Source organism: Streptomyces sp. NPDC001020, assembly GCF_053599115.1.
Window position 1 is genome coordinate 1 of record NZ_JBSFLQ010000055.1, and the last position, 12,616, is coordinate 12,616.

General features: G+C 72.3%; 5 protein-coding genes and 1 pseudogene. 4 read left to right on the forward strand and 2 right to left on the reverse strand.

The window, feature by feature from the left end:
• Window positions 1-288, reverse strand: a pseudogene (locus ACWDEX_RS33570) (alpha/beta hydrolase); the annotation flags it as partial.
• A 120-nt stretch (window positions 289-408) separates the two neighbouring features.
• Complete coding sequence (locus ACWDEX_RS33575) at window positions 409-3,252, reverse strand: lysylphosphatidylglycerol synthase domain-containing protein (RefSeq protein WP_450468250.1); 2,844 nt, start codon at window positions 3,250-3,252, stop codon at window positions 409-411.
• 185 nt (window positions 3,253-3,437) lie between these two features.
• On the opposite strand from ACWDEX_RS33575, the gene ACWDEX_RS33580 reads away from it, so the two are divergent.
• The 4 genes from ACWDEX_RS33580 (at window position 3,438) to ACWDEX_RS33595 (ending at window position 12,566) form a co-directional block, all read left to right on the forward strand.
• Window positions 3,438-3,857, forward strand: a complete 420-nt coding sequence (locus tag ACWDEX_RS33580) for an MGMT family protein (protein ID WP_450468251.1) — start codon at window positions 3,438-3,440, stop codon at window positions 3,855-3,857.
• Window positions 3,858-4,213: 356 nt separating this feature from the next.
• A complete protein-coding gene (locus ACWDEX_RS33585; protein ID WP_450468252.1) occupies window positions 4,214-7,531 on the forward strand; it encodes an ATP-dependent helicase in 3,318 nt (1,105 codons plus the stop codon).
• Between the two features lie 105 nt (window positions 7,532-7,636).
• Window positions 7,637-11,152 (forward strand): UvrD-helicase domain-containing protein, encoded by a 3,516-nt coding sequence (locus ACWDEX_RS33590; protein WP_450468253.1) that lies wholly within the window; start codon window positions 7,637-7,639, stop codon window positions 11,150-11,152.
• Between the two features lie 10 nt (window positions 11,153-11,162).
• On the forward strand, window positions 11,163-12,566 hold the full coding sequence (locus ACWDEX_RS33595) for a dipeptidase (RefSeq protein WP_450468254.1): 1,404 nt from the start codon (window positions 11,163-11,165) through the stop codon (window positions 12,564-12,566).
• Window positions 12,567-12,616: the final 50 nt, after the last annotated feature.

Consider the following 12,616-nt stretch of genomic DNA (forward strand, 5'->3'; position numbering starts at 1 on the left):
CAGAGCGATGTCGATGGTGCCGCTCTCAGGGGCGTTCCAGTTCAGGGGTGCCTTCATGGTCGCGCACTGCCACCGGCCGTTGTTCGGCAGCGGTGTGGGGGCGCTGCCGCCGCCCTCCGCCTCGGACGGTGCCGGGCAGTCCTTCCAGCTCAGCTTCTGCCCCGACAGGCCTCCCTCTGCGGGGCCACGGGCTTGTGCGGCGGGGCCACGGGCGCAGCCGGTGATCAGGGCGGGCAGAAGGACGGCGGCGGCGAGGACAGCGGCTCGGATCCGGGGAGGCTTCGGCATGGTGCCATCGTGGATCCACACGGAGGGTGACGCTCGGGGCGCGAGCCGTGCGGGTGAGTTCTGTTTCCGGGACGCGCGCACGCCCGTACGAGTGAGGGGCCCCGGTACCCATACACAGCACTAGAGCGCGCCCTTGCGTGTCAGATGGTTGAAGAACAGCCATCCCGGCAGCACCGGCAGCCACAGCGTCAGGAGCCGGTACAGCAGCACCGCGGGCGCCGCGACCTCCTTGGGCAGGCCGACGGCGATGAGACCGACCGTCAGGGTCGCCTCGACCGCGCCCACGCCGCCCGGGGTCGGGGCCGCTGAACCGAGCGCGTTGCCCGCGAGGAAGACGACCGCGACGCTGGCCAGGCTCAGCGTGGCGTTCTGCTCGTGCCCGAACGCCCGGATCGACGCGTCCAGGCACATCACGAAGGACGCGGTCAGCAGCAGCATGCCGCCGATGCCGGTGATCAGCTTCTGCGGCCGCTGCAGGACGTCGAGCATGCGCGGCACCACACCCGCGAACAGCGACCTCACGCGCGTGACGGCGAATTTTCGCAGGAACGGCACTGACGTGACCACCAGGACGAGCACCGCGACCGTCAGGAGGCCGGCGATGACCGTGCGGGACGGCGACAGGGACGGTGTCTTCTCGGTGCCTGTGAGATAGCCGAAGGACAGCAGCATCAGGATGTGACAGCCGAGCCCGAACAACTGCGACGCGCCGACGCTTGCCACCGCGAGCCCCGGCCGCACCCCCGCGCGCTGCAGGAAGCGCGTGTTCAGGGCGACACCGCCGACCGCCGCGGGCGCCACGATCTTCACGAACGAGCCGGCGACCTGCGCGGCCACGGTCCGAGGGAACGGCACCCGCTCGGGCACGAACCCCAGGAGCTGCATCGCCGCCGCGACATAGCTGAACGCGGCGAAGAGCACGGCCGCCGCCACCCAGCCCCACTGGGCGTTGGCGAAGAGCGTGCCGAACTCGATGTGCGTGAGCTGCGTCAACAGGAAGTACGCGCCGATGGCACCGGCGATGAAACTGATCAGTGTGCGTGGCCGCACCCGCTCCAGGCGGGCCGGCTGGACCGGTGCCTGCGGCCGGATCCGGAGCACCTGGTGGCGGATCTGGGTGAGCAGATCTTCCTCGCGCGCCCCGTCGAGGGCTTCGTCGATGGCACGCTTCTCGGCCCGCTGCTCAGCGCGTAGGGCCTTCTTGTCGGGTTTGTCGAGGGTGACGCCGCTGCTGTTCTCGCGGGCCTCCGCCAGACGGGCCAGCTTGGTCTGCCGGGACGCCTCAAGGACCGCTTCCCGTTCGCGATGGGCTCGCTCCCGGGCCAGTTTCCTGAGCGTCGCGCGCGTGGAGCGCGTCAGCGCGATCGGCTGCAGCAGAGGCAGGCATCCGGCGACCGCGTCCGGGCCGAGCACGCCGACCGCGGACGCCACCGCGCGCTCGGCACCGACCCGCAGCCCGAGCGTGGTCAGCAACTGCGCGATGTCCATCCGCAGCACCAGGTCGCCGGCCGCGATCTCGCCGCCGCGCAGATCGGTCAGGACGACGGCACCGGAACGATCCACCATGAGGGCGTCGCCCGCGAGCCGGCGGTGCGCGATGCGCCTCGACTGCAGCGCCCGCACCTGATGCCAGGTGTCGTGCAGCAGCTCGTCGGTGATCTCCTCGTCGGCAAGCTGGTCGAGGGTGTGGCCGCCGGTGTGCTCGTAGACGAGCATGACCGCGTCAGGACCCAGCTCGGAGGTCGCGATCAGCTTGGGCGCGTTGGCGCCCGCCGCGATGGCCGCGTACGCGACAAGTGCCTCCTGTTCCAGCGCCTGGCGCAGCGACTGCAGGCTGCGGCGGGTGGTGATCCCGCGCAGCGTCAGCCTCCGCCACAGCCGGTAGAAGAAGCCCTGCGCCTGCTGCTCACGGTCGACGACCGTGACGTCGAGGGGCGGGCCGTCCTCCAGGGTGACGAAGTAGCGCCGCCCACGATCGCCGTTGTCCGCCGTGTCGTGCGCCTCCCTGCGGGCCGCGCTCACGGGGCGGAATCCCACGGTGCGCAGGCCCGCCATCAGGGTTCGCCCGGTGGGCTGCACGTTCGGTGAGCCGACCGCGTACAGCGTCCCCGCCGCGACGCTCCAGCCGATCAGCACCGTCAGGATGATCGAGAACGGCGTGGTGTAGCCGGTGACCAGCATCGAGAAGGCGTCGAGCAGCAGTACCACCCACAGCACGGCACGCCAGCGCGGTCTGCGTGACATGCCCACGGCCGTCATATAGGCGATGACAGGTGCCAGGTAGCCGTGCACCGGGTCGGTCAGGGCGTGGATGTCGCCGGGGGAGGGCTGGGTGAGCGCCTCCTGGATGGAGCGCGGGGCGGCCCGGGCGACCCACAGGTCCGTGGCGAGTGTCACCCCGTGCGCCAGGACCGCAGCGAGGACGCCGTCCGCGATACGCAGTCCGTCCCGTTTGATCAGTCGCTCGATCGCGAAGGCGACCGGCACCAGGAGGATCGCGATGCTCGACGCCAGACCCGCGAGCTTGATCAGTAGATCGGGCGCCTGCCCCGTGCCCTTGTTGATGTCCTGTTCGAGCCCCGACGTGGTGCCGTGCGCGAAGGCGGCGATGGCGAGCAGCACGACGATCGCGAGCACGCCCACCAAGAGACGCATCAGATCGGAAGGGCGGTGCACGCGCGCGGTGAGCAGCGGTTCGTCGCCCTCGACCTCGTCGTTGCGGCTGTCGGCGCGGCTCTCGTCCGGCGCGGTCCGCCGCTCGGCGTCCGCCGCTTCGGGAGCCTTGTTCTTGTGTGCCCTCTCGTGCGGGTTCTCGCTGTCGCGTGTCTCCTCACGCGCGTCGTCCGCGCGGACCTTCTCGGCCGTGTCGTCGGCGGCGCTGCGGTCCGGGGCGGCGGTGTCCGGGCGCGACGAAGCCTCAGAAGTGCCCTCCGCGTCATCGGGGTGCACGCCCTGCTCTTTCATCGCATCTTCTTGATCTCGTATCACCAATCACCGCCCGCACGATGGTGGCATGCCCACCCGACACACAGGGGTATCAGGGTGCAAATGCGGGGGCGCACAGTCTGCCCGAAGCGCTGTGCCGAGGCGAGGGCTGTGTTCGGCCGCTGTCCGTTCCATTGTCGGTGGGGTGCGGCAGGATGGGACGGGTGAGCGAGGAAAGCCTTGCGGCGGACGCCCTGCCGGAGTACGCGGAACGGGTCCTTGACGTTGCTGAGCGCATCCCGCCGGGACGCGTCATGACGTACGGGGACGTGGCCGAATGGCTGGAGTACGAGGAGGGCGAGCGCGAGGCGCTCACCGGCAAGGGCGGTGGTGGAAGACGCGTCGGCGGTCCACGCCAGGTGGGTCGCGTGATGGCCCTCTACGGCGGAGCGGTCCCCTGGTGGCGTGTCATCCGTGCGGACGGAGTACTGCTCCCGGGCCATGAGCTGGACGCGCTGGGCCACTACCGGGAGGAGGGCACCCCGCTGCGCGAGGCCGGCCGCGCCTCCGACGGACATCTGCCGCGTGTCGACATGAAGCGGGCGCGATGGGATGGCGAGGAACGCGCGGAAGGTCACACCTGACAGCTTCCGGCACCGGACGGTACGGATGGCGCGGACGGGAATCCGTGCCCCTCTTCCCCCGTACGGAGGAAGAGGGGCACGCCCGCGGCATGCCGTATGTTCGTGCAACGGGGCGCCTGAGCGACCCACCGGGCGCGGCGAAACCGGGGGAAGCCCTGCTTCCGCGTCATGGCCGGGCGTAACGTCGACGGCGCGCACCCTTCTCATCCCGAGGTCACCGCCCGCAACGCGCGATGGCCCTTCCGCCCTCCCCCAGCTACGGCTGGGAGGTGCCCCCAGCCCGACCACCACTCCTCGACGACGGCGCTCCGCGCCGGCAGTGACCAATTGCACGACCACCAGGACCGGCGAACCACGTGAGCTCCTCTTCCTCCACCAAACGCCTGCCGCACACCCAGCCGCGGCGGGGGAGCCGTGGCGCTTACCGACTGGTGCGTACCCTGCCGGGCCGGGTGGACCCCCCTCGACTGGACGCAGGACAGCGTGCGGTGGTTGACCATGAGACCGGTCCGTTGCTCGTTCTCGCAGGCCCGGGCACCGGCAAGACGACCACGCTTGTCGAGTCCGTGGCCGCCCGGATCGCCCGCGGAGACGACCCGGAGCGCATCCTGGTGCTGACGTTCAGCCGCAGGGCCGCCGTCGACCTGCGGGACCGGATGGCGCTGCGGACAGGGGCGGCACACGCCCCGCAGGCCACCACGTTCCACTCGTTCTGCTACGCCCTGGTCCGCGCCCACCAGGACAGCGATGTCTTCGCCGAACCCCTGCGGCTGCTGTCCGGCCCGGAACAGGACGTGGCCGTGCGTGAGCTGCTCGCCGGCCAGCCCGACCTGGAGCGCCTGGGCCTGGCGCACGTGAGCTGGCCGGACGAGCTTCGTGCCTGCCTGACCACGCGCGGCTTCGCCGACGAGGTCCGCGCCGTGCTGGCCCGCAGCCGTGAACTCGGCCTCGGCCCGGACGCCCTGCGCCGCTTCGCCGAGCGCATCGGCCGCCCCGACTGGCAGGCCGCGTCCGCCTTCCTCGCCGAGTACCTGGACGTCCTGGACCTCCAGGGAGTGATCGACTACGCGGAACTCGTTCACCGCGCGGTGCTGCTGGCCCGCCGTCCCCGGGTCGCCGAGCGACTGGCCGCCCAGTACGACGTGGTCTACGTGGACGAGTACCAGGACACCGATCCCGCTCAGGTACGGCTCCTGCACGCCTTGGCGGGCGACGGCCGGACCCTGGTGGCCTTCGGCGACCCAGACCAGTCGATCTACGCGTTCCGAGGCGCCGACGTGGGCGGCCTCCTGGAATTCCCGTACGTCTTCCCGCGCACTGACGGCACACGGGCGCCCGTGGAGGTCCTCAGGACGTCCCGCCGTTCCGGCGCCGCCCTCCTGGCCGCCACGCGACTGTTGACCCAGCGGATGCCGCTGACCCGCCTTCCGGCTCAGCAGGCGCGGGCGCACCGGGAACTCGCCGCGGTCCGGGACGGGGGCCGGGTCGAGGTCTACACGTACCCGACGCCCGGTACGGAGCTGGACAACGTCGCCGACATGCTGCGCCGCGCCCACCTGGAGGACGGCGTTCCATGGGGCGAGATGGCCGTGCTGGTCCGGGCCGGTGCCCGCACGATCCCGATGGTCCGCCGCGCCCTGACGGCCGCCGGGGTTCCGTTGGACATCGACGGCGACGACCTGCCGCTGCGCCACGAACCGGCGGTGGCCCCGCTGCTGACCGCGCTGCGGGCGGTGGCGCGGGCGGCAGCCTCCGGTACGGACGCCGAGCAGGCGGCACCAGAGGGGGCGGAACGGGAGACCTGGCTCGACACCGAGACCGCGCTGACCCTCCTGGCCTCCCCGCTCGCGAGCATGGACGCCGCCGACGTGCGCCGCCTGGGCCGCGCCCTGCGTGAGGAGGAGCGAGCCGCCGGGAATCCCGTACCGCCACCCTCCGGTGAGCTTCTCGCGCGGGCACTGGCCGAGCCGGAGCGTCTGGTGGCACACGACCCGGCGTACACGAGGGGGGCCCAGCGCCTCGGCGAGCTGCTCAGGACGGCCCGCGAGCGGCTCGCGGGCGGCGGCACGGCCGAGGAGGCCCTGTGGGACCTGTGGGACGGCACACCGTGGTCCAAGCGTCTGGAAGGTGCCTCTCGACGCGGTGGCGCCGCCGGCCGCAATGCCGACCGCGACCTCGACGCCGTGTGCGCCCTGTTCGCGACTGCCGCGCGCGCCGAGGAGCGCACCGGCGGGCGGGGCGCCCTCAACTTCCTCGAGGAGATCGAGGCCCAGGACATTGCCGCGGACACGCTCACCCGCCGGGCGGTGCGCCCCGACGCCGTGCGTCTGATGACCGCGCACCGCTCCAAGGGCCTGCAGTGGCGCCTGGTCGTCGTCGCGGGCGTCCAGGAGGGGCTGTGGCCCGACCTGCGGCGCCGCGGCTCCCTGCTGGAGGCCGACCGCATCGGCCGTGACGGGCTCGCCGAACCCCTCACTCCCGGCGCACTGCTGGCCGAGGAGCGACGGCTGTTCTACGTGGCCTGCACACGCGCGCGTGAACGTCTGATCGTCACCGCCGTGAAGGCCCCCGCCGACGACGGCGACCAGCCCTCCCGCTTCCTCGCCGAGCTCGGTGTCGAACCCAAGGACGTCACCGGCCGCCCACGCCGCCCGCTGTCCGTCGCCGCGCTCGTCGCAGAACTACGCGCCACGACCGTCGACCCGAGCGCGTCCGACGCCCTCAGGCAGGCCGCGGCGCTCAGGCTCGCTCGGCTCGCCGCGCTCGCTGACGAGGACGGCCGGCCACTGGTGCCGTCCGCGCACCCCTACCGCTGGTGGGGCATGTGGGACCCGACGGAGAGCAAAGTGCCGCTGCGTGACCGTGAGCGGCCCGTCGCGCTCTCCGGAAGCGCACTGGACCAGCTCGCCGGCACCTGCGCGCTGCAGTGGTTCCTGGGGCGCGAGGTGAAGGCCGACGCGCCTGCGACCGCCGCCCAGGGCTTCGGCAACGTGGTGCACGTCCTCGCCGACGAGGTCGCTTCCGGGGAGAGCCCCGCCGACCTCGCCGTGCTCATGGAGCGCCTCGACTCCGTGTGGAACGCGCTCGCCTTCGACGCGCCGTGGAAGTCCGCGCAGGAGAAGGACAACGCGCGCGTGGCGCTCGAACGCTTCCTTGAGTGGCATGTGATGGACCGCAGCGGGCGCACACCGGTGGTGAGCGAGCACGACTTCGACGTCACTCTCGAAGCGGGCGACTACGAGGTACGCATCCGCGGCTCCATGGACCGCGTCGAGGCGGACAGCGAGGGCCGCGCCTACGTCGTCGACTTCAAGACCGGCAAACAGGCGCCCAGCGCCGCCGAGGTCTCCCGGCATCCGCAACTCGCCGTTTACCAGCTCGCCGTGCGCGAGGGTGCCGTCGACGAGGCCTTCGGCGGCCTGCGCCCCGAGCCGGGCGGCGCCGAGCTCGTCCAGTTGCGCCTGGGCGCCGCCAAGAAGGACGGCGGTGAGAGCCTGCCCAAGGTGCAGGCTCAGGAGCCGCTGGAAGGCGAGTGGATCGGCGAGCTGCTGGCCACCGCCGCGGGCAAGGTCCTCGACGAGCGCTTCTCGCCGACCACCGGGCAGCAGTGCACACACTGCGCGTTCCGGGCCTCGTGCAGCGCGCGACCGGAAGGCCGTCACGTGGTGGAGTGAGAACGCCCGTGTGACGGACCACACCGCACGCGCTGACCAGCGCTTCTTCGAATCCGACAGGCGATCCGGTCCCCGTTGTCGGTGGCCGCCGCTAGCCTCTTCGACGTGCCCGCCCGTATCACCGACCCCGAGCAGCTCAAGGAGCTCCTCGGCATCCCGTTCACGCCGGAGCAGACGGCCTGCATCACCGCACCGCCTGCCCCGCAGGTGATCGTGGCCGGAGCCGGGTCGGGCAAGACCACGGTGATGGCGGCCCGCGTGGTGTGGCTGGTGGGGACCGGACAGGTCGCCCCCGAGCAGGTCCTCGGCCTGACCTTCACCAACAAGGCGGCCGGTGAACTCGCCGAGCGCGTGCGCAAGGCACTCGTCAAGGCCGGGGTCACCGATCCGGACGTGATCGACCCGGACAACCCGCCGGGCGAGCCGGTGATCTCCACGTACCACGCCTTCGCGGGCCGCCTGCTGACCGACCACGGCCTGCGCATCGGGCTCGAACCGACCTCCCGCCTGCTGGCCGACGCCACCCGCTACCAGCTTGCCGCGCGCGTACTGCGCGAAGCCCCGGGCCCCTACCCGGCGCTGACCCGCTCCTTCCCGGACCTGGTCAGCGACCTGCTCGCCCTCGACTCCGAGCTGGCCGAGCACCTCGTACGACCCGAGGACCTGCGCGCCCACGACGCCGAGCTGCTGCGCACCCTGGAAGGCGTCAGACTCAGTAACGCCGACCTGCGCAAAGTTCCCGACACCATCGCCGCCCGCCGTGAACTGGCCGAGCTGGTCGGCCGCTACCGCGCAGCGAAGCGGGAGCGGGACCTGCTCGACTTCGGCGACCAGATCGCCCTCTCGGCGACCCTCGCCGGTCTTCCCGAGGTGGGCCGCGTCCTGCGCGACGAGTTCCGCGTGGTCCTGCTCGACGAGTACCAGGACACCTCGGTGGCACAGCGCGTCCTGCTCGCCGGACTGTTCGGTGACGGCACCGGCCACCCCGTGACGGCCGTGGGAGACCCCTGCCAGGCGATCTACGGCTGGCGCGGCGCCTCCGTCGCCAACCTCGACGACTTCCCCCAGCACTTCCCGCACGCCGACGGCCGCCCCGCCGAGCGCCAGGCGCTCAGCGAGAACCGTCGTAGCGGCGGTCGGCTCCTCGATCTCGCCAACGGCCTCGCCGAGCCGCTGCGCGCGATGCACGCGGGTGTGGAGGCCCTGCGCCCCGCCCCCGGCGCCGAACGGGACGGACAGGTCCGCTGCGCTCTGCTGCGCACTCACGCCGAGGAGATCGACTGGATCGCCGACTCCATCGCCCACCTCGTGCACACCGGCACACCATCCGGCGAGATCGCGGTTCTGTGCCGCACGGCGACCGACTTCGCGGAAATCCAGGGCGCCCTCGTCGCCCGTGACATCCCGGTGGAGGTCGTGGGACTGTCCGGGCTGTTGCACCTGCCCGAGGTCGCCGACCTCGTCGCCGTCTGCGAGGTCCTCCAGGATCCCGGTGCCAACGCCTCCCTGGTCCGCCTCCTCACCGGCCCACGCTGGCGCATCGGCCCCCGCGACCTCGCCCTCCTGGGGCGGCGCGCCAGGTTGCTCGTGGCACACGCGCGCGTGGGTGCCGACGACGACCCGGACCGCCGGCTCGCCGCGGCCGTCGAAGGTGTCGACCCGTCCGAGGTCATTTCGCTCGCGGACGCCCTCGACACATTCCTCGAACTGCCGATGGACGCCGAGCGGGAGGACGACGGGCTGCCCTTCTCGCTCGAGGCGCGCGTGCGTTTCGCCCGCCTCGCCGCCGAGCTGCGCGAGCTGCGCCGTTCCCTCGCCGACCCGCTGATGGACGTTCTGCACCGGGTGCTCGCCGTCACCGGCCTGGAGGTGGAGCTGTCCGCGTCCCCGCACGCGCTGGCCGCCCGCCGTCGCGAGACCCTGTCGAACTTCCTGGACATCGCCGCGACCTTCGCCGCCAACGAACCGGGCACCACCCTCCTGGCGTTCCTCGGCTTCCTGCGCACCGCCGCCCAGTACGAGAAGGGCCTCGACAACGCCCTGCCGGGCGGCGAGAACACCGTCAAGGTGCTCACCGCGCACAAGTCCAAGGGCCTGGAGTGGGACGTCGTCGCCGTCCCCGGACTGGTCAACGGCACCTTTCCGAGCACCCAGGGCCGGGAGAAGTGGACCGCCCAGGGCAAGGTGCTGCCGCACGCCCTGCGCGGCGACGCCGACACCCTGCCCGACGTCGAGACCTGGGACTCCCGGGGCCTGAAGGCCTTCCACGAGGCCATGAAGGAGCACCAGCTCACCGAGGAGCTGCGCCTCGGCTATGTCACCTTCACCCGCCCCCGCTCCCTGCTGCTCGGCTCCGGTCACTGGTGGGGCCCCGCCCAGAAGCGCCCCCGAGGGCCCTCGGACTTCCTTCAGGCCCTCCACGACCACTGCGCCGCCGGGTACGGCGAGATCGAGGCCTGGGCCAAGGAGCCGGCCGACGAGGAGGAGAACCCGGCGCTGCGCGAGGACGCCGCCGACCACGCCTGGCCGCTCCCGCTGGACGAGACGGCGCTCGCCCGCCGCCGGGCCGCCGCCGAGACCGTACTGGCGCACCTTGAGCGGATGACGTCGCACGGCACTCACCCCGCGACCACCCACGACCCCTCCGCGTACGACGACCCGGACTGGCCGCTCCCACCGGACGACGAAGACGTCTACGAGGGGGGAGACCCCTATGACGCCCTCCCCGAAGGCTCGCCGGAGGAGGACGCCTCCGACTGGGACGCCTGGACGACCGACCGTCCGGCGGAGCGTGCTTCCGGGGCGGCCACCCACGGGCGCGCACCCGGCGGTGACGGAACCCCGGCCATCCCGCGAGCCCGGCGGCACCCCGACGACGAGGCCGACGCGTTCACCCCGGAGGAGGCTCACGCCGTCGCCTCCTGGGACCGCGACCTGGACGCCCTCACCGGAGAGCTGCTGCGCGCCCGCGCGAGGGTCACCGACGTTCCTCTGCCGCCGTCGCTGACCGCGTCCCAGGTGCTGCGCCTGGCCGCCGACCCCGACGGGCTCGCGCAGGAGCTCGCGCGCCCCCTGCCACGCCCCCCGCAACCGGCCGCGCGCCGCGGCACCCGCTTCCACGCCTGGGTCGAGGCACGTTTCGAGGAACTGCTGCTGCCCATGCTGGAGCCGGAGGAACTACCCGGAGCCGATGCCGAGATCGCCGACGAGCGCGACCTGGAGGCCCTCAAGGACGCCTTCGAGCGCACCCCCTACGCGCACCGCACCCCGTACCGGGTCGAGGCCCCCTTCCAGCTCGCCCTTGCCGGACGTGTCGTACGCGGCCGCATAGACGCCGTCTACCGCGTCGACGACGGCGACGGGACGGTGTACGAGATCGTCGACTGGAAAACCGGCCGCACGCGAACCGGAGACCCGCTCCAGCTCGCGTTGTACCGGCTCGCCTGGGCCGAACAGCAAGGCGTGCCTCTGGAAGCCGTCAGGGTCGCGTTCCTGTACGTCCGCAGCGGCGAGGTCGTCCGCCCTGAAGGTCTGCCGGACAGGGCCGCACTGGAGCGGCTGCTGCTGGAGGAGACCTCCCGCCGGGAACCGGCGGATCAGGATGTCGGTGTGGGCCGATAGGCTCGTGGCCATGAGCCAGACCCCGGACAACGCCGTCCTGACGTACATCGACGACCATCGCGCCGCCTTCCTCGAGGACCTCGTGGAGTGGCTGCGCATCCCGTCGGTGTCCGCCCAGCCCGAGCACGCGGCGGACGTGCGGCGCAGCTCCGAATGGCTCGCCGCCAAGCTCGGGGAGACCGGCTTTCCCACGGTCGAGGTGTGGCCGACCGACGGCGCCCCCGCCGTCTTCGCCGAATGGCCCTCCGAGGACGCGCAGGCACCCACCGTCCTGGTCTACGGCCACCACGACGTACAGCCCGCCGCCCGTGAGGACGGCTGGGCCGGCGACCCCTTCGAGCCGGTGATCCGCGAGGGTCGCCTCTACGCACGCGGGGCCGCCGACGACAAGGGCCAGGTGTTCTTCCACACACTCGGCGTCCGCGCCCACCTCGCCGCCACCGGGCGCAGCGCCCCCGCCGTCCATCTGAAGCTGCTGATCGAGGGCGAGGAGGAGTCCGGCTCCCCGCACTTCCGCGACCTCGTCGAGAAACACGCGGACCGGCTCGCCGCCGACGCGGTGATCGTCTCCGACACCGGCATGTGGTCCGAGGACACCCCCACTGTGTGCACGGGCATGCGCGGCCTCGCCGAGTGCGAGATCACCCTGCACGGACCCGAGCAGGACATCCACTCCGGTTCCTTCGGCGGCGCCGTACCCAACCCCGCCACGGCGGCCGCACGCCTGGTCGCCGCCCTGCACGACGAGCACGCGCGTGTGGCGATCCCCGGCTTCTACGACGGCGTCAGGGAACTCACCGACCGCGAACGGGGACTCTTCGCCGAGCTGCCCTTCGACGAGGCGCAGTGGCTGCGGACCGCCAAGTCGGCAGCCACCCACGGCGAGGCAGGACACACCACCCTGGAGCGCATCTGGGCCCGCCCCACGGCTGAGGTCAACGGCATCGGCGGCGGCTACCAGGGCCCCGGCAGCAAGACGATCATCCCGTCCTCGGCCATCGTCAAACTCTCCTTCCGGCTCGTCGCCGGACAGGACCCCGATCACATCGAGAAGGCCGTCCGCGCCTGGGCCGCCGACCGGCTGCCCGCCGGGATCCGGCACGAGATCACGTTCGGTTCGGCCACCCGCCCCTGCCTGACGCCCCTCGACCACCCTGCGCTGCAGTCGGTCGTCCGCGCCATGGGTCGCGCCTTCCAGCAGCCGGTCCGCTTCACCCGCGAGGGAGGCTCCGGACCCGCCGCAGACCTCCAGGAAGTCCTCGGCGTCCCCGTGCTCTTCCTCGGCATCTCCGTCCCGTCCGACGGCTGGCACGCCCCGAACGAGAAGGTCGAACTCGACCTGCTCCTCAAGGGCGTCCAGACCGCCGCATACCTGTGGGGTGACCTGGGGGAGAACTGGCGACATGCGGACTGACGCACTCGCGGGGCGGACGTCCGCCCGAGCGGGCCGCGGGGCGCGGGGCC